Source organism: Streptomyces sp. NBC_01428 (assembly GCF_036231965.1).
Lineage (GTDB): Bacteria > Actinomycetota > Actinomycetes > Streptomycetales > Streptomycetaceae > Streptomyces.
Window position 1 is genome coordinate 4,668,593 of record NZ_CP109499.1, and the last position, 25,960, is coordinate 4,694,552.

The 25,960-nt window shown below is 68.7% G+C and carries 22 protein-coding genes and 2 tRNA genes; 6 read left to right on the forward strand and 18 right to left on the reverse strand.

What is annotated here, in order from left to right:
* Positions 1-128 precede the first annotated feature (128 nt).
* Positions 129-2,132 carry a Stk1 family PASTA domain-containing Ser/Thr kinase gene (gene pknB, locus OG406_RS20240; protein ID WP_267051346.1) on the forward strand — a complete coding sequence of 668 codons (2,004 nt, stop codon included), beginning with the start codon at positions 129-131 and terminating at the stop codon, positions 2,130-2,132.
* Positions 2,133-2,278: 146 nt separating this feature from the next.
* On the opposite strand, the gene OG406_RS20245 is transcribed toward pknB, so the two are convergent.
* The 6 genes from OG406_RS20245 to OG406_RS20270 all read right to left on the reverse strand — a co-directional run bounded on the left by OG406_RS20245 (position 2,279) and on the right by OG406_RS20270 (position 6,896).
* On the reverse strand, positions 2,279-3,046 hold the full coding sequence (locus OG406_RS20245; protein WP_388648494.1) for a class E sortase: 768 nt from the start codon (positions 3,044-3,046) through the stop codon (positions 2,279-2,281).
* A 141-nt stretch (positions 3,047-3,187) separates the two neighbouring features.
* Positions 3,188-4,477, reverse strand: a complete 1,290-nt coding sequence (locus tag OG406_RS20250; RefSeq protein ID WP_267051345.1) for a class E sortase — start codon at positions 4,475-4,477, stop codon at positions 3,188-3,190.
* Positions 4,474-5,112, reverse strand: coding sequence for an aminodeoxychorismate/anthranilate synthase component II (locus tag OG406_RS20255; RefSeq protein WP_164372725.1), 639 nt, complete (start codon positions 5,110-5,112; stop codon positions 4,474-4,476). The genes OG406_RS20250 and OG406_RS20255 overlap by 4 nt, the downstream gene beginning before the upstream one ends.
* A complete protein-coding gene (locus tag OG406_RS20260; protein ID WP_107482591.1) occupies positions 5,109-5,270 on the reverse strand; it encodes a hypothetical protein in 162 nt (53 codons plus the stop codon). Before OG406_RS20260 ends, OG406_RS20255 begins: the two co-directional genes overlap by 4 nt.
* Before the next feature lie 31 nt (positions 5,271-5,301).
* Complete coding sequence (locus tag OG406_RS20265; RefSeq protein ID WP_267051344.1) at positions 5,302-6,054, reverse strand: class E sortase; 753 nt, start codon at positions 6,052-6,054, stop codon at positions 5,302-5,304.
* A gap of 62 nt (positions 6,055-6,116) precedes the next feature.
* Entirely contained in the window at positions 6,117-6,896 is a 780-nt protein-coding gene (locus OG406_RS20270; protein WP_081218356.1) for a DUF881 domain-containing protein, read from the reverse strand.
* Between the two features lie 142 nt (positions 6,897-7,038).
* Between OG406_RS20270 and crgA the strand changes: the two genes are divergently transcribed.
* On the forward strand, positions 7,039-7,293 hold the full coding sequence (gene crgA, locus OG406_RS20275; protein ID WP_081218355.1) for a cell division protein CrgA: 255 nt from the start codon (positions 7,039-7,041) through the stop codon (positions 7,291-7,293).
* A gap of 289 nt (positions 7,294-7,582) precedes the next feature.
* On the opposite strand, the gene OG406_RS20280 is transcribed toward crgA, so the two are convergent.
* Positions 7,583-8,494: a rhomboid family intramembrane serine protease gene (locus tag OG406_RS20280; protein ID WP_266615127.1), complete on the reverse strand. Its 912-nt coding sequence runs from the start codon at positions 8,492-8,494 to the stop codon at positions 7,583-7,585.
* 178 nt (positions 8,495-8,672) lie between these two features.
* The gene (locus OG406_RS20285; protein ID WP_329187044.1) at positions 8,673-9,206 is read right to left on the reverse strand and encodes a peptidylprolyl isomerase; all 534 of its coding nucleotides are present in this window, start codon (positions 9,204-9,206) and stop codon (positions 8,673-8,675) included.
* Between the two features lie 394 nt (positions 9,207-9,600).
* Here OG406_RS20285 and OG406_RS20290 point away from each other — a divergent pair, with 394 nt between their 5' ends.
* Positions 9,601-10,302, forward strand: a complete 702-nt coding sequence (locus tag OG406_RS20290; RefSeq protein ID WP_164372720.1) for a DUF5324 family protein — start codon at positions 9,601-9,603, stop codon at positions 10,300-10,302.
* A 484-nt stretch (positions 10,303-10,786) separates the two neighbouring features.
* Here the strand turns inward: OG406_RS20290 and OG406_RS20295 are convergent.
* Positions 10,787-10,859, reverse strand: a tRNA-Ala gene (locus OG406_RS20295).
* Between the two features lie 182 nt (positions 10,860-11,041).
* Between OG406_RS20295 and OG406_RS20300 the strand changes: the two genes are divergently transcribed.
* Both OG406_RS20300 and OG406_RS20305 read left to right on the forward strand, forming a co-directional pair.
* Positions 11,042-11,590: a helix-turn-helix domain-containing protein gene (locus OG406_RS20300; protein WP_037689714.1), complete on the forward strand. Its 549-nt coding sequence runs from the start codon at positions 11,042-11,044 to the stop codon at positions 11,588-11,590.
* Between the two features lie 130 nt (positions 11,591-11,720).
* Positions 11,721-13,526, forward strand: a complete 1,806-nt coding sequence (locus OG406_RS20305) for a protein kinase domain-containing protein (RefSeq protein WP_329187046.1) — start codon at positions 11,721-11,723, stop codon at positions 13,524-13,526.
* Between the two features lie 91 nt (positions 13,527-13,617).
* Here OG406_RS20305 and OG406_RS20310 read toward each other — a convergent pair whose 3' ends face one another.
* Together OG406_RS20310 and OG406_RS20315 are read right to left on the reverse strand one after the other, a co-directional pair.
* Positions 13,618-15,030 carry a hypothetical protein gene (locus tag OG406_RS20310; protein ID WP_329187048.1) on the reverse strand — a complete coding sequence of 471 codons (1,413 nt, stop codon included), beginning with the start codon at positions 15,028-15,030 and terminating at the stop codon, positions 13,618-13,620.
* 288 nt (positions 15,031-15,318) lie between these two features.
* Positions 15,319-15,447 carry a DLW-39 family protein gene (locus OG406_RS20315; RefSeq protein WP_003999697.1) on the reverse strand — a complete coding sequence of 43 codons (129 nt, stop codon included), beginning with the start codon at positions 15,445-15,447 and terminating at the stop codon, positions 15,319-15,321.
* A gap of 327 nt (positions 15,448-15,774) precedes the next feature.
* Here OG406_RS20315 and OG406_RS20320 point away from each other — a divergent pair, with 327 nt between their 5' ends.
* Positions 15,775-16,221 (forward strand): DUF6344 domain-containing protein, encoded by a 447-nt coding sequence (locus OG406_RS20320; RefSeq protein ID WP_329187050.1) that lies wholly within the window; start codon positions 15,775-15,777, stop codon positions 16,219-16,221.
* A gap of 673 nt (positions 16,222-16,894) precedes the next feature.
* Here the strand turns inward: OG406_RS20320 and OG406_RS20325 are convergent.
* The 7 genes from OG406_RS20325 to gnd form a co-directional block, all read right to left on the reverse strand.
* Positions 16,895-16,968, reverse strand: a tRNA-Ile gene (locus tag OG406_RS20325).
* A 101-nt stretch (positions 16,969-17,069) separates the two neighbouring features.
* Positions 17,070-17,789 carry a DUF3566 domain-containing protein gene (locus OG406_RS20330; RefSeq protein WP_164372715.1) on the reverse strand — a complete coding sequence of 240 codons (720 nt, stop codon included), beginning with the start codon at positions 17,787-17,789 and terminating at the stop codon, positions 17,070-17,072.
* A 19-nt stretch (positions 17,790-17,808) separates the two neighbouring features.
* Positions 17,809-20,400: a DNA gyrase subunit A gene (gene gyrA / locus OG406_RS20335; RefSeq protein WP_164372714.1), complete on the reverse strand. Its 2,592-nt coding sequence runs from the start codon at positions 20,398-20,400 to the stop codon at positions 17,809-17,811.
* Between the two features lie 42 nt (positions 20,401-20,442).
* Positions 20,443-22,506 carry a DNA topoisomerase (ATP-hydrolyzing) subunit B gene (gene gyrB, locus OG406_RS20340; RefSeq protein ID WP_323178188.1) on the reverse strand — a complete coding sequence of 688 codons (2,064 nt, stop codon included), beginning with the start codon at positions 22,504-22,506 and terminating at the stop codon, positions 20,443-20,445.
* Positions 22,507-23,092: 586 nt separating this feature from the next.
* The gene (locus OG406_RS20345; RefSeq protein ID WP_267051340.1) at positions 23,093-23,668 is read right to left on the reverse strand and encodes a DUF721 domain-containing protein; all 576 of its coding nucleotides are present in this window, start codon (positions 23,666-23,668) and stop codon (positions 23,093-23,095) included.
* A complete protein-coding gene (gene recF, locus OG406_RS20350) occupies positions 23,665-24,789 on the reverse strand; it encodes a DNA replication/repair protein RecF (protein ID WP_164372711.1) in 1,125 nt (374 codons plus the stop codon). The genes OG406_RS20345 and recF overlap by 4 nt, the downstream gene beginning before the upstream one ends.
* Before the next feature lie 131 nt (positions 24,790-24,920).
* On the reverse strand, positions 24,921-25,796 hold the full coding sequence (gene gnd, locus OG406_RS20355) for a phosphogluconate dehydrogenase (NAD(+)-dependent, decarboxylating) (RefSeq protein ID WP_081218342.1): 876 nt from the start codon (positions 25,794-25,796) through the stop codon (positions 24,921-24,923).
* Positions 25,797-25,960 lie beyond the last annotated feature (164 nt).

The following is a 25,960-nucleotide window of genomic DNA, read 5'->3' on the forward strand; positions in this document are numbered from 1 at the left end:
GGTCCTGTCACGGGTGACGGTCTTGGCCAGGTCACACAACGCGATCCGGGTACGGTATGCCCGGACAGCACACCGCCGGACCACACAAGGGTGCGGTCGGGACCGACGGAGAGGGCTGGTAGGTAGCTATGGAAGAGCCGCGTCGCCTCGGCGGCCGGTACGAGCTGAGCCACGTGCTCGGCCGTGGTGGCATGGCGGAGGTCTACCTCGCGCATGACACCCGGCTCGGGCGCACGGTGGCGGTGAAGACGCTGCGAGCCGACCTCGCACGTGACCCGTCGTTCCAGGCTCGGTTCCGCCGGGAGGCCCAGTCGGCCGCCTCGCTCAACCATCCCGCGATCGTCGCCGTGTACGACACGGGTGAGGACTACATCGACAACACCTCCATCCCGTACATCGTGATGGAGTACGTCGACGGGTCCACGCTGCGAGAGCTGCTGCACTCCGGCCGCAGGCTGCTACCCGAGCGGTCGATGGAGATGACCATCGGCATCCTCCAGGCGCTGGAGTACTCGCACCGCGCGGGCATCGTCCACCGTGACATCAAGCCGGCGAACGTCATGCTGACGCGCAACGGCCAGGTCAAGGTGATGGACTTCGGCATCGCCCGCGCCATGGGCGACTCCGGCATGACGATGACGCAGACCGCCGCGGTGATCGGCACCGCCCAGTACCTCTCCCCGGAGCAAGCGAAGGGCGAGCAGGTCGACGCCCGCTCGGACCTCTACTCCACGGGCTGCCTGCTGTACGAGCTGCTGACCGTGCGGCCGCCCTTCGTGGGCGACTCCCCGGTCGCCGTCGCGTACCAGCACGTCCGCGAGGAGCCGCAGGCCCCGTCGGTCTTCGACCCCGAGATCACGCCCGAGATGGACGCGATCGTGCTGAAGGCCCTCGTCAAGGACCCCGACTACCGGTACCAGTCCGCCGACGAGATGCGCGCCGACATCGAGGCGGCCCTCGACGGCCAGCCCGTCGCGGCCTCCGCCGCGATGGGTTCCGTCGGCTACGGCGGGTACGGCGACGACCAGGCGACCACGGCCCTGCGCTCCTCGGACGCGCAGGCGACGTCGATGCTGCCGCCGATGAACCCGGACGACGGCGGCTACGGCTACGACGACCGCCCGGACCGACGCCGGCAGAAGAAGAGCGGCAACAACAACACCTCGACGATCCTTCTGGTCGTCGCGGGTGTCCTGGTGCTCATCGGCGCCATCCTGATCGGCAAGTACCTGGTCGGCGGCAACGGAGCCGGCAGTGACGAGTCGTTCGAGGTGCCCAACTTCGTCAGCCAGAAGTACGCGGTCGCCCAGAAGATGGCGGACAACCGCGATCTGACGCTCTCCCCCACACGGAAGCCGTGCGAGAAGGAGCCGAAGGGCAACGTCTGCTCCCAGGACCCGGCCTTGGGCGCGACGGTGAAGAAGGGCGACACGATCGACGTCGTCGTCTCGACCGGAGCGCCGAAGGTGGCGGTTCCGAGCGTCACGGGCGAGAAGCTGGACAAGGCCAAGGAAATCCTCCAGGCCGACAAGTACGAGTTCGAGGTCGAGACGAAGTACAAGGAGTCCACGGAGGACCCCAACACCGTCTTGGATCAGGACCCCGCCCTCGGCGAAGAGGTGCAGAAGGGCTCGACGATCACGCTGACCGTCGCCCGGGAGAAGAAGCAGTCGACCGTTCCCGACGTCTCCGGCAAGAACTGCGACCAGGCCAAGGCGCAGATGACGCAGAACAACCTCGTGGGCGAGTGCCAGGACGTCGAGACCGACGACCAGAACCTGGTCGGAAAGGTCATCGCCACCTCACCCCCTGCCGGCAACAAGGCAGACCCAGGCTCGAAGGTGACGATCCAGATCGGCAAGGCCAAGCAGAAGTCCACCGTTCCGAGTGTCGTCGGCAAGAAGGTGAACGAGGCCAAGCAGATCCTGCAGCAGGCCGGCTTCAACAACATCCAGTTCGCCCCGGGCAGTGACGGAAGCGACGGCGCCACCGTGATCCAGCAGGACCCCGGCGGCAACAGCCCGGTCGACAGCCCCGACAACACGACGGTCACCCTTACGACCGTCAACATCGGGGGCAACAACAACGGCGGTAACAACAACGGCGGTGGCGGGTTCATCGGCGGCAACTAGCCGCTGAGCAGGCAAGGCCATCACATAGGGGCCCGGTACTCCTCGGAGTACCGGGCCCCTATGTCATGTTCCGTATGTCCGCGCTCGTACTTTTGGCCGTGCTCGTACCCGGGCCCGTAGCCGTAGCTGTCGCTGTGACCGTGAAGTCAGCGGAGCTCCTTCGGCGGCGTCCGGGCGTTGTCGACCTTGTCGACGCGCTCCAGTTCGCCCCAGACCACGTAGCGGTACCGGGAGGTGTACACCGGCGTGCACGTGGTCAGCGTGATGTAGTGCCCCGGCTTCGTCTTCCCCGACTGCTTGGGCACCGCCTGGAGAACCTTGACGTTGTACTTCGAGGTCTCCGGGAGGATGCCGAAGACCTTGTACACGTACCACTTGTCCTTGGTCTCGAAGACGACCGCGTCGCCCTTCCTGACCTTGTCGATGTTGTGGAACTTCGCGCCGTGGCCGTCCCGGTGCGCGGCGAGCGTGAAGTTGCCGTCCTTGCCGGTCGTCGGGAGGGACGACTTGACGGGGTTCGTGTAGTAGCCGGCGACACCGTCGTTGAGGATGTTCGTCGACGTGCCCTTCTCGACGAGGACCTCGCCGTTCTTCATCGACGGGACGTGCAGGAAGCCGATGCCCGCCTTGGTGTCCAGGGCGCCGGGGCCGCCGGGTCCTCTGCCCTGCGCCCAGTCGTCGCGCACCTTGTCGCCCTGCTGGTGGGCCGCCCGGTCCGCGACGACGTTCGTCCACCACAGCGAGTAGACGACGAACAGTCCGAGCACCAGGCCCGTGGTGATCAGCAGTTCACCGAAGACGCTGACGATCATCGCGAACCATCCGATGCGCCGACGCTCCATGGTCGCTTCAGCGTCCGGTGGGGATCCGGCCTCCGCCGCGGCGCGCTCGTCGTGGTCGGTGCTCGCTGCCACTGTTCATCCGCCCCGTCTGGTTCTGTCCCGCTGGTTGTCTCGCGTACGTGTGCCGCGTGCACGCCCGCGCCCGCGTCCTGTGCGCTCGTTAGGTGCGTTCATGCGTTTCGTACGTCCCCGCCCGCTGCCCGGCCGGCGCCGTCAGCCGACCAGCGCGTCCGGTTTTCCCTTGCTGCGTGGCCGGTCCTCGACCATCTTGCCCCAGACGATCATCCGGTACTTACTGGTGAACTCCGGTGTGCAGGTGGTCAGTGTGATGTAGCGGCCCGGTGCCGTGAACCCGGACCCCTTGGGGACCGGGTCAAGCACGCTGGTGTTGCTCGGACTCGTGACCGGAAGGATCGACGACATCTTGTAGACGTAGTAGTCGTCCTGCGTCTCGACCACGATCTCGTCGCCCGGCTGGAGCCGGTTGATGTAGCGGAACGGCTCCCCGTGGGTGTTGCGGTGCCCGGCGAGCGCGAAGTTGCCCGTCTTGGCGTCCGGCATCGCCGTCTTGAGATCGCCCTCGCCGTAGTGGCCGACCATGCCCCGGTCGAGCACCTGCGTCTTGCTGATGCCCTCGGCGATCGGCGCGACGACGTCCAGCTTCGGGATGTGCAGGATGGCGAACCCCTGCCCGGGCGAGAACGTCCCGGGGTTCCGCTTGCCGTCCGCCCAGTCCTGCTGGAGGTGATGAGCGGCGCTGCCCGCCTGTTGGTGCGCCCGCACGTTCGACCACCACAGCTGGTACGTCACGAACAGCAGCATGAGAACACCGGTGGTGATGAACACCTCGCCGATCATCCGGCTCACGAGGACGCCCGCGCTGGGCTTGCGCGCCCGGGCGGCCCGTCGGGCCTCCATCCGGCTCCGAGGGGCCTCAGCGGCCCCCTGAGCGGACTCCTGGGGCTCCTGTGGCTCCTGGGCGCCACCGTGCCGTCCACGGCGCCTGGCCGCCTTACGACGGGCCGCGCGGCCGCCGGGTGCGGGGGTGCCTGCGGTCCCGGCCGCCCTTCCCTCGCCGGTGCCCGGCAGATCGGCCAGCCGCAACGCGACGGTCTCGTCGTCCAGGGGCAGCGCGGCGACCGCTTCCTCGTACGACGACGGAGGACGGGGGGCCGACGAGGCGCTCCGAGCGTTTTGCGGTGCCGGAGGCTGACCCGAGGACCACTGGAGTGCTGGGCCGTCCAGGCCGTACCCGGATGCTTGAGCCTGGCCCTGCGGCCGGGCGTGGCCCCGTCCTTGAGCCTGGCCGTGTCCTTGAGCCCGGCCTTGCGCCTGGCCCGGCAACGGATCCGTCAGCGGGTCGGCGAAGCCTGCGACCGTCGTCTCGAAGCCGCCCGCGCCGCCGAAGGCCCGGGTGTCCGCACCCTCGAACGCGTCGGCGCCCCCGTACGCGGCCTCGCCGCCGTAGGAGGAACTGTCGCGCTCGGGGCGCAGCGCGGTCACGCCGTGGCCCTGCCCACCACCGGGGCGAGCCCCGCCGACCTCGCCACGGCGACCTTGTCACCGCACTCGTTCAGCCAGTTGGCGAGCATCCGGTGGCCGTGCTCGGTGAGTACCGACTCGGGGTGGAACTGCACGCCCTCGACGGGAAGTTCACGGTGTCTGAGCCCCATCACGATGCCGTCGTGCGTACGGGCCGTGACCTCGAGTTCGGCCGGGACCGTCTCCGGCTCCGCCGCCAGCGAGTGGTAGCGGGTGGCCGTGAACGGCGACGGCAGTCCGGCGAAGACGCCCTTGCCGTGGTGCTCGACGAGCGAGGTCTTGCCGTGCAGCAGCTCGGGCGCACGGTCGACGACCCCGCCGTACGCCACCTGCATCGACTGCATCCCGAGGCAGACGCCGAAGACGGGGACCCCGGTGGCGGCGCAGTGCCGGACCATGTCGATGCAGACGCCGGCCTGCTCGGGAGCACCTGGCCCCGGGGACAGGAGAACGCCGTCGAAGCCGTCCTGTGCGTGCGCGGTCGACACCTCGTCGTTGCGCAGCACCTCGCACTCGGCGCCCAACTGGTACAGGTACTGGACCAGGTTGAAGACGAAGCTGTCGTAGTTGTCCACGACGAGGATGCGCGTGCTCACTGGTTGTCCACCGTCACATCATTGAAGGGCAGCAGCGGTTCGGCCCAGGGGAAGACGTACTGGAACAGCACGTAGACCACTGCCAGGACGAGCACGAGGGAGACCAGGGCCTTCACCCACACGGTCCCCGGCAGATGCCGCCAGATCCAGCCGTACATGCCGTCCCTTCCGTCGCCGTACGTCAACAGACTAACGGCGCAGAGCCCCCGGTTTCCCTGCCTCCACAGGCTGTGTGGAATCGAGGTGCGCCCAGACGATCAACCGGTGACTGTGACCCCACTCCGGATCGCACGTGGTCAGCGTGAGATAGCGCCCCGGCCGCGTGTACCCGGATTTACGTGGCACAGGGTCGATCACCTCAATGTCCGACGGCACGGTTTTGTAGGGGCCTTTGTCGATCCGATACGTGAACCAGGTCGTCCCGTCGGTGAGCACCACCGCGTCTCCGCGCCGCAGCCGCGGAAAGTCCTTGAAGGGATCGCCGTACGTGCGCCGGTGGCCCGCGACGGAGAAGTTGCCTTCCTGGCCGAGCTGGGCGGTGCCCCGATAGTGGCCGAGCCCCTTCTTCAGGACGTCGGTGGCGGTGCCTTCGAGCACGGGCTTGTTCCACGTGAAACCAAGCCGGGGGATGTACATGACCGCGAAGGGCCCGCCGTACTTGTACGGGCCGGGCTCTTTCGGGGTCACGGCCCCGGCCTGGGCGCCCGAGGAACCGGCGGAGCCGGAGGGGGCCGGGGAGGCCGAGGGATCCCCGGTGGAGGCCGGTTTCGGGGTGACCGCGCCCTTCGACCACTGTTTCTGCAGGACGTCGATCTGGTGGTCCATCGCGCTGTCGGCCTTCACGCCGGTCCAGAAGAGCACGTAGACCACGAAGAGCACGATCACACTGCCCACGGTGATGCACAGCTCACTGATGGTCCTGACGACCACTCGTACCGACACAAGGTCCCCCTGGCGGCAGCTCGCTCAACAGGCTTCGCCCACTGCTCCGCGACGGCGTGCGGTTACTCCACGGGCTTCGCGTAGTGGAGATCCACTGTGCCCGAGTAGCCGGGAAGAGTCACCGTCCCGTCCTCCGCGACTTTCCAGCCGAGCCCGTAGACGTTGACGTAGACCATGTAGTTCTGGATCGCCGGGGAAGCGGCGAGCGCGTCCTGCAGCTTCTTCGGATCACCGATCGCGGTGATCTTGTACGGCGGCGAGTAGACGCGGCCCTGGAGGATCAGGGTGTTGCCCACGCAGCGCACGGCGCTCGTGGAGATCAGCCGCTGGTCCATGACCTTGATGCCCTCGGCGCCGCCCTGCCACAGGGCGTTCACCACGGCCTGGAGGTCCTGCTGGTGGATGACCAGGTAGTCCGGCTGCGGCTCGGGATAGCCGGGCAGCTTGGCCGTTGCGTTCGGCGGAGCGTCGTTGAGCGTGACCGTGACGGCCTTGCCCTTGAGCTTCTTGGTGCCGGCGTGCTGCTCCAGGGCGGCGAGCTTGGCGTCCTCGGCCTCACTGCTGCCGTCCTCACGGCCGGCGAGGGAATCCACGTCGTCGCGCAGGGTGCCGTTGGACTCGTCCAGGGTCGCGTTCTTGTGACTGCGCTCCTGGATCAGGTCGGACAGCTTCAGCAGGGAGGTGTCCGTGCGGATGTTCGTGCCCTTGGCCGTGTCGAAGCTCGTGAAGAAGATGAGCCCGGCCAGGGCGAAGACGGCCGCCGTGAGTACGCGTACAGGCCGGAAACGGCGCTTTCCGGCAGGACTGGGACCCGTCCCGGGGGAGTCGGCAGAATTGCTCAACGTACCCTTATCTCCTTAGGCGCCGCGGAAGCACTACGCTAACGGACGCCCGGGGGAGCACTCAGTGTCCCCTTGTACGCTGCCCCGGAGCCCGCCCCAGTTCCCTGCGCGGCCACGCAGCGCATCGACAGGAGAGACCCTCGTGCCGAAGTCACGTATCCGCAAGAAGGCCGACTACACGCCGCCCCCGGCGAAGCAGGCGTCCACCATCAAGCTGACCAGCAACACCTGGGTCGCCCCGGTCATGCTGGCCATGTTCCTCATCGGCCTCGCCTGGATCGTCGTCTTCTACGTGACAGACGGATCCCTGCCGATCGACGCGCTCGACAACTGGAACATCGTGGTCGGTTTCGGCTTCATCGCAGCCGGATTCGGTGTCTCCACGCAGTGGAAGTGACTGCTTCCACGCACAGGTGAGCAGTCGGGCACCAGCTCTGCCCACGGCTATCCACTGAGTTATCCACAGCAGTTTTCCACAGGTGGAAAAGAAAGACGATCTGTGGATAACTCATCAGCGGTTGACGCCGGTGTGACTGACCTACCGGGATCCGGAAACCTGTTCGCCCCCTGTCCTACCTGCGGAAACTCAGGTCAGTGACAGGGGGCACAGTTGTTCCCGCACAGCGTGCACAAGATCCGCCACGGTCTGTGGACAACATCACTCCTCACCTGAGCCGAGGGCGTCCTCAGGTGAGCTGAGCGGTCCTGAGCAGGGTCGTCCCCACGACGACCACCAGGAAGAGCGCGCACACCCCGTACTGGACGAGGTTCCTCCGCTCGCGCGGCGCGTGCACCATCGCGTATCCGACCACCACGCCGGCGACCAGACCACCGATGTGCGCCTGCCAGGCGATACCGCTCCAGCCGAAGGTGAAGATCAGGTTGATCACCAGGAGGGCGATCACCGGTCGCATGTCGTAGTTGAGCCGGCGCATCAGAACCGCCGTGGCCCCGAACAGGCCGAAGATCGCGCCCGAGGCGCCGAGCGACGGCTGGTTGGGCGCGGCGAGCAGATAGCAGAGGGCACTGCCCGCCAGACCCGAGATGAAGTAGAGGGCGAGATAGCGGGCGCGGCCCAGGGCCGCCTCCAGAGGCCCGCCGAGCCACCACAGGCTGAGCATGTTGAAGACGATGTGCATGAAGTTGCTGGGCTCGTGCAGGAACATCGAGGTCAGCATCCGGTACCACTGGCCCTCGGCCACGCCCTGGATCTCACCGTTGAGGAACGCGCGCCCGAAGAGGGTGAAGCGTTCGGTGAAGGCATCCCCCACCGCGAGCTGCACGGCGAACAACGCCACGTTGAGCCCGATCAGCACCTTGGTCACGAGCCGTGGATCCCGGGCGACCGTGCCGCCCGCGATGGTCCGGGGCTGTGTGGCCGTGGGCGCGTGGCCCGTGCCCGAGCCGCCGCGGATGCAATCGGGGCACTGGAATCCGACAGAGGCGCTCACCATGCACTCGGGGCAGATCGGGCGCTCGCAGCGGGTGCAGCGCACACCTGTCTCGCGTTCCGGGTGCCGATAGCAGGTCGGCAGGTCGTGGGCTTCCTGCGATCCCTGGTCCCGCGGCCCCTGCGGGCTGCCGGGCGGCTGGTCCATGGGGTCCCCTCCATCTCCGTACGGCGGCTCGCACAGGCTCACCACGGGTTCGTGCGCACAACGCGCCGCCCCGTCCATCCTTACGGATGAACGGGGCGTTTGGTTCCCCGCCTGCGCGGTCGAAGCCGGGGCTGCCCTGCCCCGAGTCCTCGCGCCTGACGGCTCGGGTTCGGCCGGCTCAGCCTTCGCGCGTCTCGACGACGACCGACTCGATGACGACGTCGTTGACCGGGCGATCGGTGCGCGGGTTGGTCTGGGCGGCTGCGATGGTGTCCACGACCTTCTGGCTGGCCGTGTCCGTGATCTCGCCGAAGATCGTGTGCTTGCGCGTCAGCCAGGCCGTCGGGGAGACGGTGATGAAGAACTGCGAGCCGTTGGTGCCCGGGCCGGCGTTGGCCATGGCGAGCAGGTAGGGCTTGTTGAAGGACAGGTCCGGGTGGAACTCGTCCTCGAACTGGTAGCCGGGGCCACCGGTGCCGTTGCCGAGGGGGTCGCCGCCCTGGATCATGAAGCCGCTGATCACCCGGTGGAAGACCGTGCCGTCGTACAGCTTGTCGGTCGACTTCGCACCCGTCTCCGGGTTGACCCACTCACGCTCACCCTTGGCGAGCGCGACGAAGTTCCGGACCGTCTTGGGCGCGTGGTTCGGCAGGAGCCGGATCTCGATGTCGCCTTGGTTGGTCTTCAGGGTGGCGTAAAGCTGCTCGGCCACGATCTGCCTTCCGTTGCCTTCTTTTGACTGACCGATCCTCGCACGGACAGGGACCCCGGACGCTCGTCCGCCACCGTCGGGCGGGCATCCGCGCAACGGGCTTGCAGAAAACAGGCCGAGTACCTCCGGGACGGGGGCGAGGGGCGGCGATCCGTGGCATTGTCGACGACAAGCTCCCGTTGCCCGTATTTTTCCGCTATCTCATGTGATCGACACCTGACCGACCGAGGCGGGTCCGTCGCCCTGGGACTCAACCACCCGTGACCCGGATGCCCGTCCTCACATGCCCCGGCCCTGTCAGGCGGGCATGATCCCCGTAGGGGTGGAAAGGTGAACTGTGTGTCTTTGGGGGTACCCGAACCCCCGACGTACGCCACCGAGGAGGAGGAAACCCGTGACCCGCATCGACAGCGTGCGCGCCGCGACCGGCTCGGCGAAGGACAGCGTGCTGCACGCCGCGGAAGTGGTGGCGCCTTACGCCGACACCGCCAAGGACAGGGCTGCTTACTACGCGACCGAAGCACGCGTACGGCTGGCGCCGAAAGTGTCGCAGGCCGCCGAGCAGGCCCGCGTGCAGTACGACGCCCATCTCGCGCCGCGCTTTGAGCAGGCCCGCACGCACGTTCCGCCCAAGGTCGACCAGGCTGCCCAGGAGGCAGCTGTGCGCACCCGGAAGGCGGCCCGCCAGGCCGCCGTCTATTCCAAGCCGAAGATCGAGCAGGCGGTGGCAGCCGCCCAGCCCGTCGGCGAGGAGGCCGCGTCCCGCGGTGCGGCGGCCATCGCCGCGCTGCGCGGCCAGGTATCGGCGAAGGAGATCCAGAAGCTGGTCCGCAAGCACGAACGGCGGGCCAGGAACGGCCGTCTCGTGAAGGGACTGGCCGTTCTGGGGATCCTGGCGGGCGGCGCTTTCGCCGCCTGGAAGTGGTGGGACAAGCAGGCCAACCCCGACTGGCTGGTCGAACCGCCGGCCGCGACCGAGGTTCCCGAGACCGGGCGCCTGACGTCGGTCGACGGCAGCGGCCAGTCCGACCTGGACCCCGAGGTACAGATCAAGGAAGCACAGGAGGACGCGGCTGAGCGCGACGACCTGCGCTGAGCCCGACCGACTCACAACATCGCCGCGGGGCAGGAGACTTGAGGGTCTCCTGCCCCGCGGCGATGTTTCACGTGGAACACCCGCCGGGTCTCGCGCGGCTCCGTTTACCCACCCCGACCACGATGACGTTTGCAACGGTCTTCGTGTGCAGCATCCGTGGAGATGTTGTTGACGGGCTGCACCTGCACGGCTACGCGACCTGCTGCACGCCAGCTCACACAGGGGCTCGAACTCCGCCCACCCGACCGAGGGGGCGCCTCCGAGGCCCGTACGGTCACGGCGAGCACCTCTCCCTCCGGCCATGTTTGCGCAAAGAAATGCAACGACTGCAAAGAGAATGCGCGTGACGCAGTTCACCGGCGGCCTGCCCCACAGCCTGGGACCTCACCCGGAAGGCGCTTCACGACGCCCCGCGGGTCGGTGAAAGCCGGACATGCAAAAGACCGGCCAGCCGCCGCTGAGGGCGTCTGGCCGGTCCGGGTTGTGGAGCCTAGGGGAGTCGAACCCCTGACATCTGCCATGCAAAGACAGCGCTCTACCAACTGAGCTAAGGCCCCGAAAAAGGAGCGTCCGGCCACAGGAACCACCTGCCGACGGGCGCCGCAGACCAGAGTACCGGGTCACCCCCGGTATCTCGCAAAAAGATAGGGGGTCCCCGTGGACGACCACTCTCCGTAAGATGCTCGACGTGGTTCGCGACAGCGAACCGCGGTACTTGGGGAAGCGATGGGGAGACGCAATGGACGCCGCACAGCAGGAAGCAACCGCGAGAGCCCGGGAGCTGCAGCGGAACTGGTACGGGGAGCCGCTGGGGGCGCTCTTCCGTAGGCTCATAGAGGACCTGGGCCTGAACCAGGCCCGCCTCGCCGGGGTACTGGGCCTCTCCGCTCCGATGCTGTCGCAGCTGATGAGCGGCCAGCGGGCCAAGATCGGCAATCCCGCGGTGGTCCAGCGCGTTCAGCTCCTGCAGGATCTGGCGGGCCAGGTCGCCGACGGCAGCGTCAGCGCCGCCGAGGCGACCGAGCGGATGGACGAGATCAAGAAGTCCCAGGGGGGATCGGTGCTCAGCAACACCACGCAGTCCACGACCAGTTCGGGCGCCCCGACGGTCAAGCGTGTGGTCCGTGAGATCCAGTCCCTGCTGCGGTCGGTCGCCGCCGCGGGAGACATCATCGACGCGGCGGACACACTCGCCCCGACCCATCCGGAACTGGCAGAGTTCCTCCGGGTCTACGGCGCCGGCCGCACCTCGGACGCCGTCGCGCACTACCAGTCCCACCAGAACTGAGCAGGCCGCCCGGCCGCCGAACTTCCGGCCACCGAAGGCCCGCAGGACCTTCCAGCCGCCGCACGTCAGGCAGCCGGGCACCTCGGAAGAGGTCTCCGGAGCGACCGCCGAAGGGGAGCGACGCACGACCATGGGTGAGGTCTTCGCAGGCCGGTACGAACTGGTCGCCCCGATCGGACGCGGGGGAGTCGGCGCCGTCTGGCGCGCCTGGGACCACCGGCGACGCCGCTATGTCGCCGCCAAGGTGCTCCAACAGAGCGACGCGCACGCTCTGTTGCGCTTCGTACGGGAGCAGGCGCTGCGGATCGATCATCCGCACGTGCTGGCTCCCGCGAGCTGGGCGGCCGACGACGACAAGGTCCTGTTCACCATGGACCTGGTCGCCGGAGGCTCCTTGGTGCACCTGGTCAACGACTACGGGCCGCTGCCTCCGGTCTTCGTCCGCACGCTGGTCGACCAACTCCTCGCGGGCCTCGCGGCCGTGCACGCGGAGGGGGTCGTGCACCGGGACATCAAGCCCGCCAACGTGCTCCTCGAAGCCACCGGCACCGGCCGGCCGCGGTTGCGGTTGTCCGACTTCGGCATCGCGATGCGACTCGGTGAGCCCCGGCTCACCGAGACCAACTACGTGGTGGGGACGCCCGGTTACTTCGCCCCCGAGCAGATGTTGGGATCCGAGCCCGACTTCCCCGCGGACCTGTTCGCCGTGGGCCTGGTCGCCCTCTACCTCCTGGAAGGCGCCAAGCCGGACGCCAAGGCGCTGATCGAGTACTTCGCCGAGCACGGCACACCCCCCGCGCCCCGGGGCATACCCGAGCCTTTGTGGCAGGTGGTGGCGACCCTCCTCCAGCCGGATCCACAGGCCCGCTTCCGTACCGCCACCGGGGCGCGCAAGGCACTCGCCGCAGCCGCCGAGCTGCTCCCGGAACCCGGCCCGGACGACGAACTCATCGAGGTGTTCGACCAACTCGGTCCGCTGCCGATGGGATTCGGACCGGAGGGACCCTTCGGAAACGGTCCGGCGTCGGCACCGCCGGGCGGGAATCCGGCGGCCCTGTTCTCCCCCGGGCACCCGGACAGCACGGCGGCGCATCTCGGCCCCGGCTCGGACAACAGTCCCGGCGGCAACGCGGACAGAGCTTCGGACAGAGCCCCTTCTCAGCCGGATGCCGGTACGGGCTCACTGCCGGGTGGCGACAGCGGCCTCCTGTCGGGTGCCCACACGGACGCCGACCCCGGCACCGACCTCGGCACCGCTCCCTCGTCCCATGCGGACCCGGTCCCCCCAGCCGGAGTCGCCACGGACGGGACCGCCGACGACGTGACCGACAAGGACGCGGCAAGCCTCCCGGAGTCCGGCGTCGACAGTCCGGGGCGATCGGATCACGCGCCCTCCCCACACTCCTCGATGTCCGACACCGGCAGCTTCCACTTGCCGCCGCCGAGGCCCACCGCCGTAGCCGACTCGGCGCGACGACAACAGGCAACCCCACAGGCTCTGCCCCGGCCGCAGGCCGAACCCCCTTACACATCCCCTCAGTCCCCAGCCCGTGAGGCCGGAAGCGCGACAGAGCCGCCCACTCCCCCCGCCTCGGTCCCGCTGCCACCGCTGTCGCCGCCGCCGGCGGCCGTTCAGCCCGTTCCCCCGGGATCGGAGCCCACCCCGACTCCGACTCCGCATGCGCCGTTCCCCCACCGCCCCGAGCCTCCAGCCGCCGCGATGCAGCAGCACGCGTACGCCCCTACTGCTTCTTACACCGCTCGATCCGCCCAGGTTCCGCTTCCGCAGGCCTCACTTCCGGCAGCGGCGGCTCACGGACACCGGGGAAGGCGGGCACGACCGCGTCCGGGACCGCCGGCGAAGATCGCCGTCCCGATGCTGGTCCTGGCACTGGCCTGCTTCGCGGTGGGGTTCTGGGCACTCAGTCAGATCTGAGACCGGACCCGGTTCGGACAGCCCGGGCACGAACGTCGGCTGCTCTCCCCGCGGAGCGCGTCAGCCAGCAGCTCTCCCCGCAGGGAGCGCGTCACCGGCTCCGTGGTGTGCCGCGGTCCCACGGCGCGGGCTCAGGTGCGGGCAGAGGAGCCGGAACGGTCTCCGCCTCCGCCGATACCGGCCAGGGAGCCCGTATCGGCCGCCTCCGTCGTGCGGCCACGGTCCACGCTCCGAGCGTCAGCACCAGCAGGCTCCCGAGACCGATACCGCCCACCGCCAGCAGTTTCATGGTCGTGACGCGGCCTGCGCCGTTCCCCGTGCCCGTCGAACCACCCGCTGTGCCGTCGGCGCCCGCCGCCACGTCGAACACGTCATGCGGCAGGGGCCGCCCCGCGTAGGCAGGCCCTGACCGCGCCGCTCCGGCCACACGGACCCGCAGGGTCAGCCCGAGCGGGCCGTCGCCGAACCGGTCGGCGACCTGTTCGGCGAGATGGACCACGAGGTAGTAGGAACCGGCGAACCGCATACCGCTCACGCGGTCGCTGAGCGCGTAGCGGTTCTCGTAGGCGACCGGAGGAACGGCGGCGAGCGCGGCGGACCGCTGCCTTCCGTCGTATCCGGAGCCGACGTCGTCGACGAAGCCGCGGACCGGGTTGTAGAGGGACAGGGCGAGGGCGGTGCCGACGTAACCGTCGCCACCGCTCGAACTGCCCAGGTCGGCGGTGGCGGAGAACTGCTGCCCCCAGCCGACCGGAACCTTGTAGAAGCGGGTCTGTCCGGGGTTGATGCCGTCCCGCCAGACGCCCTGTCCGAGGGTGGTCGCGGTGCTGAAGCCGGCTCCGCCGTCGCGGTGCCGCGGAGTGCCCGCGAGGGCTTCGGGGGTCGCGGAGTCCCAGGTCTCCGGCGCGGTGGTGGAGCGCGCCTCCTTCAGACCCGGCTCCGACACGTAGCCGATCTCCAGGTCCCACACCCGCGAGGCCGAGCTCGTCGGATCCGCGGTACCTCCCGGCGTAGCTCCCGGGGAGGCCTTCGAAGGGCCCGCGCCGCTGCGCTCGACGACGACGTAGTACGTCCCGGCCGTCTGACAGGCGTACTGCTTGCCTCCCGTTTCCCGCGCCGCCCATGCTGCGATGGGGTGCGGGCTCTGGGTGGCGCCGAAGTGGGCACTGCCGGAGGAGGAACAGTTGCGGCCGTTGCCGTCCTGCAGGGAGACCTTGAGACCGTCCGAGTAGGAGACGCTCGCTCCGGTCCGGGGGACGGCCGTGGCGGACACGTACGCGGTGGACGCGGCGTCGAGTTCGAGACGGTAGTAGAGCCTGCCGCCCCGTCCGGAGGGCCCTATGGAGCTCCGGTAGGTGTGGCCCGCCTCAAGTCGCGCGGAGTCGGTGGTTCCCTCGGCACCCCGGACAGCGGTGGCGTCCTCGGCGAAGGCGTACGGGCCCGGCGTCCCGTCCGCGGCCCAGCCGGCGGGGGTGAGCGCCCCGCACAGGGCGACCGCCGCCACGACCGTGAAAGCCCTGCCGTGCCACGTTCTCGCACGCCGTCTCTCCGTGCGCACCCCCATCACGCGCCACCCCTCGTCGTAGCCCCCTGGCGTGGCCCCATCCTGCCCCCTCGGCCACGGCCGCACCCCGGCTATCCCGGGGAGCGGCCGAAAGGGAACGGCCGTACGACGGTCAGCCGTTGCCCCGGCGACCCGTCCGCTTCCTTTCGGCAACCGGAGAGGGCCCGGACAACACAAAACCCCGACCACCAGGGCGGCCGGGGTCTGCTCTGAGACTGTTGTCGGTACTCACGAACCTGTAGGCACGGAGTCGGTCGCCTCCGTCCACAGATCCTGCTCGGCGCGATCCGCCTGGATCTGGCGGTACACGAGGAGCCCGCCGATGGCGGCCAGTGCGACCAGGAGAAGCTTCTTCACCGCGCGACCTCGTCTTTCGTTGACGTAGGGGACTTCTGGCGCCCGACTATACACACCGACCGATACCGATCGGTGACCTGGTTCAGCCCTCAACTCCGGCCCTGAGAACGGCGGTAGGACCGGACCTCGCCGCCCCGATCTGAGGGTGATCACATGTCACAGAAAGTGACTTTAGGTGGCATCTGGGGACTTTCCCGGTCTCTTGCGGCCATCCGGGTGGTGTTCATCTGAACATCGACGCGCCACGGGCGTCGGTCCACCACTTCGCGGTCCGCATACACATCATGAGGAAAGTACGCAAATCGCCTGACCCGAAAGTGAGGGGCCATGACCCAGAACAAGGTCATGAAGCTGTGGACCGCGATCGTCACCGCGTTCCTGGCTCTGTGCACGACGCTCGGACTCATCACCACCACCGCGGCCGCCGCGGTACCCCAGGCCATCCCGGCCCGCAACACCGAGGCCACCGTGACCGCCCCGGCGGCCTCCCCCTGGACCCTGTCCTTCAGCCGGGCACTCCCCCCGACGATGAAGCAACGGATCCGCGCCGAGGCCCACGGCTCCTCGCCGAGCTGCCGCCACCGCGCGCCGGCCGAGGAGGACGCGACGGACACCGCCGCCCTCAGCGAGGCGGAGGGACTGGCCGAGGTGGAAGGCCTGACCGGATCGGAAGGCCTGAGCGATCCCACGGCCTGCTCCGACCCCGCGGCCCTCGCGGCGACCGAAGCGGCCCCGATCGCGCCTCTCAGGGCTCCGGTGCCCCTCCAGCGCTGACCAGCGCGCCACGAGCACGGGGTTGAGACCGTACGGGGCACGCCACCGTACGAGAGCCGGTCCGAGAACGAGTGCGGGAACCAAGGACAGCACCGCGTACGGGACACCGTCCCTGCCTGAGCGTCGTCCCTGGCCCTTCCTCGAACCTGGCGCCCCGACAGCTTCCCGCCTCACGTACTCCTTCTTCTTCTGTACCGCCTCTTATCAACACCCTCAGCACCTTGCCGCGCCTTTCAGCGCCGGTCAGTGCTGCTCTCTTTCCCAGCTGCGCCCATCCACCGACCTCACACCGCACAGCAGCCCCCGCAGACTCCCTGACGTAGCGGCGAACTTGCGTACAAAGCACCCAGGGCAAAGGCCCGGCGACTCCCACGAGTTGCCGGGCCTTTCACGTCTCCCCGCATGGCGGGCATCCCAGCGCAGCGTCGCCCCACCAGGACGAAGCCGTGCGCCGCGACCGCACAGCGTCCGGTGTGGGCTCCAATGCAGCCCCCGGTGACGGCAGTGACAGGGGCAGCGGCAGCAGCAGGACCGTGCTTCCACAGGCCGCCCGTGAGCAGCCTCAGGGGCACCGGCGTCCGCACCCCCATGAAGCCCCGGCACAGCACGCCACAACGCCCGTACGCGCAACGCAAAGACCCCCAACCGGAACCGGTTGGGGGTCTTGATGCTGTGGGGCTAACAGGATTTGAACCTGTGGCCTCATCCTTATCAGGGATGCGCTCTAACCAACTGAGCTATAGCCCCGCCGCGCTTTGCGGTGTGTGTCCCGCGCGCTGACCTCTGAAGATTAGCGCACGACGTGGCCAGTCCCAAAATCGATAGTCAGAGGCCGTTTGAGAGGGCCCTCACTCGTCCTCGGCGAGGGTCAGCTCGACACCGCCGACGAAGCCGGCGGAGAGGTTGTAGATGAACGCGCCGAGGGTCGCGAGAGCCGTCGCGAGGACGACGTCGATGACCGCGATGATCGACGTGAACATCAGGACGTGGGGCAGCGAGAGGAACGACTGCAGGTCGAAGCCGTTCGACTCGTTCGAGCCCGTCGCCTCGGAGATCGTGCCGCCGACGGTCGAGAAGACGCCCATGGCGTCCATGACCATCCACAGCACGGCGGCCGCCACGATCGTGCAGATGCCGAGCGCGATGGAGAGCAGGAAGCTGACCTTCATCACCGACCACGGGTCGGCCTTGGCCACCCGCAGTCGTGCCTTGCGGGTGCGCGGCGTGGTCCGCGCGCCGGTGCGCGGCCGGCGGACCGCGCCCGAAGGCGCCTGAGCCGGGTACGCCTGCGGCGGGTGATACGGCTGGGCGGGCTGCTGCCCGTTCCGCTCGCCCGGCAGCGGCGAACCCGGCACTGCCGGTCCCGCCCCCGGCGCGCTCGGCGCCGAGGTCGCCCCGGCCGGGGCCGCCTGCCCGCCCGCGTACTGCTGGGCCTGCTGGCCTCGGGTGTCCGTCACAGTTCCCCCCTGGGATCCATGAGAGTCATGGGAGTCGTCCCCCTCGATGGCGGGGCCACGGCCGCCGTCCGTTTCCGTGCCGGTCGATCCGGCGCCCGTGGCTCCGCTCACGATGAACTCACTCCTCGCGCTACTCGGCCGAGGACGGATCGCCCTCTTCCGTACCGACGGCCTCGACGCCCTCGGCGACGTCGTCGACAGCGTCTCCGCCGTCGACTTCCTCCGCCTCACGACCGGCCTCGGCGTTACGAGCGATACCGACCACGGCATCGCGCTTGCCCAGGTTGATCAGTTGGACGCCCATGGTGTCACGGCCCGTCTCCCTGACCTCGTTGACTCGCGTACGAATCACACCGCCGGACAGCGTGATGGCGAGGATCTCGTCGGTCTCCTCGACCACCAGCGCACCGACGAGAGAACCGCGGTCCTCGACGATCTTGGCGGCCTTGATGCCCAGGCCACCGCGACCCTGGACGCGGTACTCGTCGACGTTGGTGCGCTTCGCGTACCCGCCGTCTGTGGCAGTGAACACGAACGTACCGGGTCGAACAACATTCATCGAGAGAAGCTGGTCGCTCTCGCGGAAACTCATTCCCTTGACGCCCGAGGTCGCACGGCCCATCGGTCGCAGAGCGTCGTCCGTAGCGGTGAACCTGATCGACTGGGCCTTCTTGCTGATCAGCAGCAGATCGTCCTCGGCCGAGACGAGTTCGGCTCCGATCAGTTCGTCGTCGGAACCGTCCTCCGTCTCGCGGAGGTTGATCGCGATGACGCCGCCGGAACGGGGCGAATCGTAATCCTTGAGAGGCGTCTTCTTGACCAGTCCGCCCTTCGTGGCCAGCACCAGGTACGGCGCCGCCTCGTAGTCACGGATGGCCAGGATCTCGGCGATCGCCTCGTCCGGCTGGAAGGCCAGCAGGTTGGCGACGTGCTGCCCGCGCGCGTCCCGGCCGGCGTCCGGAAGTTCGTACGCCTTGGCCCGGTAGACGCGGCCCTTGTTGGTGAAGAACAGCAGCCAGTGGTGCGTCGTCGACACGAAGAAGTGGTCGACGATGTCGTCCTGCTTCAGCTTCGCGCCGCGGACGCCCTTGCCGCCGCGCTTCTGCGAGCGGTAGTCCTCGGTCTTCGTCCGCTTGATGTAGCCACCGCGCGTGATGGTGACGACGATGTCCTCTTCGGCGATCAGGTCCTCGATGGACATGTCACCGTCGAACGGCACCAGCTTGGAGCGTCGGTCGTCGCCGAACTTCTCGACGATCGCGGCGAGCTCCTCGCTGATGATGCCGCGCTGGCGCACGGGCGAGGCGAGGATCGCGTTGTACTCGCGGATCTTGGCCTGGAGCTCGTCGTGCTCCGAGATGATCTTCTGACGCTCCAGGGCGGCGAGCCGGCGGAGCTGCATCTCGAGGATCGCGTTCGCCTGGATCTCGTCGATCTCCAGGAGGCCCATCAGGCCCTCTCGCGCGATCTCCACGGTGTCACTGCGCCGAATGAGGGCGATGACCTCGTCGATGGCGTCCAGGGCCTTCAGGAGGCCACGCAGGATGTGCGCGCGCTCCTCGGCCTTGCGCAGCCGGAACTTCGTCCGGCGGACGATGACCTCGACCTGGTGCGTCACCCAGTGACGGATGAACGCGTCCAGGGAGAGGGTGCGCGGCACACCGTCGACGAGCGCCAGCATGTTGGCGCCGAAGTTCGTCTGCAGGTCGGTGTGCTTGTACAGGTTGTTCAGGACGACCTTGGCGACCGCGTCCCGCTTCAGCACGATCACGAGGCGCTGGCCGGTACGGGAGCTGGTCTCGTCCCGGACGTCCGCGATGCCGCCGATCTTGCCGTCCTTGACCAGGTCGGCGATCTTCTGCGCGAGGTTGTCGGGGTTGGTCTGGTAGGGGAGTTCGGTGACCACCAGGCACTGGCGGTTCTGGATCTCCTCGACGTCGACGACCGCGCGCATCGTGATGGAGCCACGGCCCGTGCGGTACGCCTCCTCGATGCCCTTGCGGCCCACGACCAGGGCGCCGCTCGGGAAGTCGGGGCCCTTGATCCGCTCGATCAGCGCGTCCAGGAGCTCCTCGTGGGAGGCCTCGGGGTTCTCCAGGTACCACTGGGCACCCGCCGCGACCTCGCGCAGGTTGTGCGGCGGGATGTTGGTGGCCATACCGACCGCGATGCCCGCCGAGCCGTTGATCAGCAGGTTCGGGAAGCGGGCCGGCAGGACCGTCGGCTCCTGGTTGCGGCCGTCGTAGTTGTCCGTGAAATCGACGGTCTCCTCGTCGATGTCGCGGACCATCTCCATGGACAGCGGCTTCAGTTTGCACTCGGTGTACCGCATGGCGGCGGCCGGGTCGTTGCCGGGGGAGCCGAAGTTGCCGTTGGAGTCCACCAGCGGCATCCGCATCGACCACGGCTGCGCGAGACGGACCAGCGCGTCGTAGATCGAGGAGTCGCCGTGCGGGTGGTAGGTACCCATGACGTCGCCGACGACGCGGGCGCACTTGTAGAAACCCTTCTCGGGCCGGTAGCCGCCGTCGTACATGGCGTAGAGGACGCGGCGGTGGACGGGCTTGAGACCGTCCCGCACGTCGGGCAGCGCACGCGACACGATGACAGACATCGCGTAGTCGAGGTACGAGCGCTGCATCTCGGTCTCGAGCCCGACGGGCTCGACGCGCAGGGCGACCTCGCCCTCCACAGGGATGCTCGGAGTGTTCTCGTCGGTCATTGCTGGTGAAGATCCTTTCTGACGCGGTCAGCTGAGACCGACTCAGATGTCGAGGAAGCGGACGTCCTTGGCATTGCGCTGGATGAACGCGCGGCGCGCCTCGACGTCCTCGCCCATGAGGACCGAGAACAGGTCGTCGGCCTGGGCGGCGTCGTCGAGCGTGACCTGACCGAGGACGCGGTGCTCCTGGTCCATGGTCGTGATGCGCAGTTCCTCGGCGTTCATCTCACCGAGACCCTTGAATCGCTGGATCGAGTCCTCACGGACGCGCTTGCCGGCCTGCCGGCCCAGCTCGATCAGGGCGTCGCGCTCGCGGTCCGAGTACGCGTACTCGAAGTCGTCCCGGCCCCACTTGATCTTGTAGAGCGGCGGGCGCGACAGGAACACGTGACCGGCTTCGACCAGCGGCCGCATGAAGCGGAACAGGAAGGTCAGCAGCAGGGTGTTGATGTGCTGGCCGTCGACGTCGGCGTCCGCCATCAGGATGATCTTGTGATAGCGGAGTTTCTCGATGTCGAAGTCCTCGTGGACTCCGGTGCCGAAGGCGGAGATCAGTGCCTGGATCTCCTGGTTCTGCAGGATCTTGTCGATCCGCGCCTTCTCGACGTTGAGGATCTTTCCTCGGATCGGGAGGATCGCCTGGTACTGGGGGTTACGGCCGGACTTGGCCGAGCCGCCGGCGGAGTCGCCCTCGACGATGAAGATCTCGCACTTGATGGGGTCGTTCGACTGGCAGTCGGACAGCTTGCCGGGCAGGGACGCCGACTCCAGCAGTCCCTTGCGGCGGGTGAGGTCACGCGCCTTGCGGGCCGCCACGCGCGCGGTGGCCGCCTGGATGGACTTGCGGATGATGTCCGCGGCCTCGTTCGGGTTGCGGTCCAGCCAGTCGTTGAGGTGCTCGTAGACCGCGCGCTGGACGAAGGTCTTGGCCTCCGTGTTGCCCAGCTTGGTCTTCGTCTGGCCCTCGAACTGCGGCTCGCTCAGCTTGACCGAGATGATCGCCGTCAGACCCTCGCGGATGTCGTCACCCGTGAGGTTGTCGTCCTTCTCGCGGAGCAGCTTCTTGTCGCGCGCGTACTTGTTGATGAGCGAGGTCAGCGCAGCACGGAAGCCCTCCTCGTGCGTACCGCCCTCGTGCGTGTGGATGATGTTGGCGAAGGAGTACACGCCCTCGCTGTATCCGCTGTTCCACTGCATCGCGACTTCGAGGGACAGGCTCTTGTCCTTGTCCTCCGCCTCGAGGTCGATGACGGTGGGGTGCACCACCTCCCCCTTGCGGGAGTTGAGGTACTTCACGAAGTCGACGATGCCGCCTTCGTAGTGGTACGTGACGGTCTTGACCTCGTCCTTCTCGTCCGCACCCGCCTCGTCCGCGCCCGCCACGGCCTTCGCCGACTCACGCTCGTCCGTGAGCTTGATCGTCAGGCCCTTGTTGAGGAACGCCATCTCCTGGAAACGCCGCGAGAGCGTCTCGAAGGAGTACTCCGTGGTCTCGAAGATGTCCCCGTCGGCCCAGAAGGTGACCGACGTGCCCGTCTCCTCGGTGGCCTCGTGCTGGACCAGCGGGGCGGTCGGGACGCCCATCTTGTATTCCTGCGTGTGGCGGTGGCCGTCCGTCTTGACCTCGACGGAGACCTTGCTCGACAGGGCGTTCACGACGGAGACGCCGACGCCGTGCAGACCACCGGAGACCGCGTAGCCGCCGCCTCCGAACTTGCCGCCGGCGTGCAGGACGGTGAGCACGACCTCGAGGGCCGGCTTGCCCTCCGAGGCGACGATGCCCACCGGGATGCCTCGGCCGTTGTCGATGACGCGAACGCCGCCGTCCGGGAGGATCGTGATGTCGATCGTGTCGGCGTGGCCGGCCAGCGCCTCGTCGACCGAGTTGTCCACGACCTCGTAGACGAGGTGGTGGAGCCCGCGCTCACCGGTCGAGCCGATGTACATGCCGGGTCGCTTGCGGACCGCGTCCAGACCCTCGAGGACGGTGATGGCGCTGGCGTCGTACGAGGTTGTGACCTCGCCGTTCGCGCCGGCGTCGATGGACGGGATGTTCTCGTTGGGGTTGCCGGAATCGGCCACGAAGCGCCCTTTCTGGCACAGCACAAGCCGAACTCCCGGCGGGTGGCCGGAGCGGCTGCGGCGTGTTGCGTTGGTAAGCCTTAGTCAGCGTTGCTCGGTGCGTCCCACAAGTGGGGCGGGATTAGCTTCCAGTCTACCGGTAGCGCCGACAGTGATGGGGGTTTGCCGGTACCTGAGTCCGCATGTGCCGCCCTGAACCGGTCTCGCCCGACTCCCCATATGCGGACCCGGGCCCAAAGAGGCTCACAGCGGCACTCAGCGCTTCCGGGTGTCAACCCTTGGCTACTGGCAAGTCAGGTCGGTCTTCGCAACCGCATCCGGTTGCCCTCGACGGCCCTGCCGAGCGCGCCGGGATCGGCGGTACGAGGAGTCCGGAACAGCCGTCGAAATGGGCCCGGCACGCCTCTGAACAGGAAGAACGGGCCGCGCGCACGACTCAGGGGGAGAAGGCGTCGGCACGCCTCCCGCCGCAGGGCTCGGTGCGGGGTCGACCCAGGGAGGACGCGCGACACCCGCGAAGGGGAGTGACGAAGGAGGCACAGGGTGAACCGCCGTGGACCCGAGGGAGCCGCAGAGGCGTCTCCGGGCCCGGACGATCACCGCGGTGAGGTCATCCGTAGGTGTCGCCGGGGCCCTTGCTGCCGGGGGCGCGCAGGGGCCCGTAGCGGCGGGCGGGGCCGTTGGGGCCCAGGACCTTGATCAGGCGGACGGCACCGTGGCCGAGGTCCTGGTTGAGCCGGGCGACGAGCTGGGGGGCCAGCAGGCGCAGCTGGGTCGCCCAGGCCGTCGAGTCGCACTGCACGGTCAGGACCCGCTCGGCCGGGTCCTCGTCGTAGCGCAGCGGGACGCAGTGATTGGCCAGGTCCTCGCCGACGATCTGCGGCCAGCGCCCCATCACCCCGCCCACCGCGGCGGGGGTCTCCCAGCCGCGCTCGGTGAGCAGCCGGTTGATGGCGGCGCCCAGCGCCATGGGGTCGCGGCCGTCCGCGCCGGAGCCGGAGCGCAGGCCGCCACCCCGGCGGGCCTGTTTCTTCTGCTGGGCCGCGTCCCCACGCGCGCGTGCCTGCTCTTTCGCGGCGCGCAGCGCCACGCGCGCGAGGTCGACGCCGGACGGTTCGGGGGTCTTCTTGGCGGCGGCGTCCCCGGACCCGCCCTCGGCACCCGCTCCCGATGTGTTTTCCGTCATACGCGCTCCACCGTGCCTTCGGACACCGCGTACCGCGTCCCGCTCAGGACCCCCGGCACGTCGTCGTCCACGGCTGCCGTCACCAGCACCTGCTCGCCCGGCGCGACGAGTTCCGCGAGCCGTTCGCGCCTGCGGCTGTCCAACTCGGCGAAGACGTCGTCGAGCACCAGCACCGGTTCGTTGCCCTCGGCGCGGAGCAGGTCGTACGAGGCCAGGCGCAGCGCCAGCGCGTACGACCAGGACTCGCCGTGGGACGCGTATCCCTTGGCCGGCAGCTGGCCGAGCTTGAGCACGAGGTCGTCGCGGTGGGGGCCCACGAGGGTCACGCCGCGCTCGATCTCGGACTTGCGGGACTCCTCCAGGGCGGCGATCAGCTGGGCGAAGAGCTCCTCGCGCGCGTGGCCCACGATGCCGGGCGAGGACGCCTTGTACTCCAGGGAGACGGGGCCGCCGCCGGGGGCCAGCTGCTCGTACGCCTTGTCGGCCAGCGGCTGGACCGCGGCGACCAGGTCGAGGCGCTGGGCGAGCAGTTCGGCGCCCACGCGCGCGAGGTGCTGGTCCCACACGTCGAGGGTGGAGAGATCCATGGTGCGGCCGCCGTGCCGACGGGCCAGCGCGGCCGACTTCAGGAGGGTGTTGCGCTGCTTGAGGACGCGGTCGTAGTCGGAACGGACGCCCGCCATGCGCGGGGAGCGCGCGGTGATCAGCTCGTCCAGGAAGCGGCGCCGCTCACCCGGGTCGCCCTTGACGAGGGCGAGGTCCTCGGGCGCGAACAGCACCGTGCGCACGATGCCGAGCACGTCACGGGGCCTGACCTGCGAGGACCTGTTGATGCGGGCGCGATTGGCCTTGCCGGGGTTCAGCTCGAGCTCGATGAGCTGCTGGCGCTCGCCCTGCCGGACGTTGGCCCGGATGATCGCCCGCTCGGCGCCCATGCGGACCAGCGGCGCGTCGGAGGAGACGCGGTGGCTGCCGAGAGAGGCGAGGTACCCCACGGCCTCGACCAGGTTCGTCTTGCCCTGTCCGTTGGGGCCGACGAACGCGGTGACGCCCGGGTCGAGCGGAACCTCGACCCGGGCGTACGAGCGGAAGTCGGCCAGCGACAGATGCGTGACGTGCATGGTCGTTCGCCGACCTCCCCCAGCGTGGTGTTTCGGGTTCTGCCCGGGGTCCGGGTCGCCCCGGTCCCCAGGTTCTTTCCCCGGCTGTGGACAACCGGGTCACCCCGGGTGTGGAGAACCCGGGGTGTCGATCAGGCCTTCTCGACGGCGTGGCCGCCGAACTGGTTGCGCAGCGCGGCGATCATCTTCATCTGCGGCGAGTCGTCCTGCCGCGAGGCGAAGCGGGCGAAGAGCGACGCGGTGATCGCGGGGAGCGGCACCGCGTTGTCGATGGCGGCCTCCACCGTCCACCGGCCCTCGCCGGAGTCCTGTGCGAAGCCCCTGAGCTTGTCGAGGTGCTCGTCCTCGTCCAGCGCGTTGACGGCGAGGTCGAGCAGCCAGGAGCGGATGACGGTGCCCTCCTGCCAGGAGCGGAAGACCTCACGGACGTCCGTGACGGAGTCGACCTTCTCCAGCAGCTCCCAGCCCTCGGCATAGGCCTGCATCATGGCGTACTCGATGCCGTTGTGGACCATCTTCGCGAAGTGGCCCGCGCCGACCTTGCCGGCGTGCACCGACCCGAAGTCGCCCTCCGGCTTCAGCGCGTCGAAGATCGGCTGCACCTTCTCGACGTTCTCGGGGGTGCCGCCGTACATCAGCGCGTAGCCGTTCTTCAGGCCCCAGACGCCGCCGGAGACGCCGCAGTCGACGAAGCCGATGCCCTTGATGCCCAGCTCGACGGCGTGCTTCTCGTCGTCCGTCCAGCGGGAGTTGCCGCCGTCCACCACGACGTCGCCGGGCTCCAGCACGGCGGCCAGCTCGTCGATGGTGGCCTGGGTCGCGGCACCGGCCGGGACCATGACCCACACCACGCGGGGGCCCTTGAGCCTGCCCACGAGTTCTTCCAGGCTGTGGACGTCGGCGAGGTCCGGGTTGCGGTCGTATCCGATGACGGTGTGGCCTGCGCGGCGGATCCGCTCGCGCATGTTGCCGCCCATCTTGCCGAGGCCGACGAGACCGAGCTCCATCAGTTGTTCCTTAGGGTTGCGACGTGGCGTGAGGGCACTCTCGTACCTGGGTCCGAGCCTAGACCTGGGGGTACCACCCACGCCTTTCGGGCACCGGGGGAACACCTGCGCATCTGGGGGCATAGCCGCTCAGACGTGTACTCCGTCCGCGGTGCGGCCCGCCG

Excerpts from the sequence above, each read along its gene's own strand:
- pknB (WP_267051346.1), top strand. The coding sequence starts at position 129 with ATGGAAGAGCCGCGTCGCCTCGGCGGCCGGTACGAGCTGAGCCACGTG.
- OG406_RS20260 (WP_107482591.1), bottom strand. The coding sequence starts at position 5,270 with ATGTACGGCTGGATCTGGCGGCATCTGCCGGGGACCGTGTGGGTGAAG.
- OG406_RS20280 (WP_266615127.1), bottom strand. The coding sequence starts at position 8,494 with ATGGACCAGCCGCCCGGCAGCCCGCAGGGGCCGCGGGACCAGGGATCG.
- OG406_RS20300 (WP_037689714.1), top strand. The coding sequence starts at position 11,042 with ATGGACGCCGCACAGCAGGAAGCAACCGCGAGAGCCCGGGAGCTGCAG.
- OG406_RS20305 (WP_329187046.1), top strand. The coding sequence starts at position 11,721 with ATGGGTGAGGTCTTCGCAGGCCGGTACGAACTGGTCGCCCCGATCGGA.
- OG406_RS20320 (WP_329187050.1), top strand. The coding sequence starts at position 15,775 with ATGACCCAGAACAAGGTCATGAAGCTGTGGACCGCGATCGTCACCGCG.
- gyrA (WP_164372714.1), bottom strand. The coding sequence starts at position 20,400 with ATGACCGACGAGAACACTCCGAGCATCCCTGTGGAGGGCGAGGTCGCC.
- OG406_RS20345 (WP_267051340.1), bottom strand. The coding sequence starts at position 23,668 with ATGACGGAAAACACATCGGGAGCGGGTGCCGAGGGCGGGTCCGGGGAC.
- recF (WP_164372711.1), bottom strand. The coding sequence starts at position 24,789 with ATGCACGTCACGCATCTGTCGCTGGCCGACTTCCGCTCGTACGCCCGG.
- gnd (WP_081218342.1), bottom strand. The coding sequence starts at position 25,796 with ATGGAGCTCGGTCTCGTCGGCCTCGGCAAGATGGGCGGCAACATGCGC.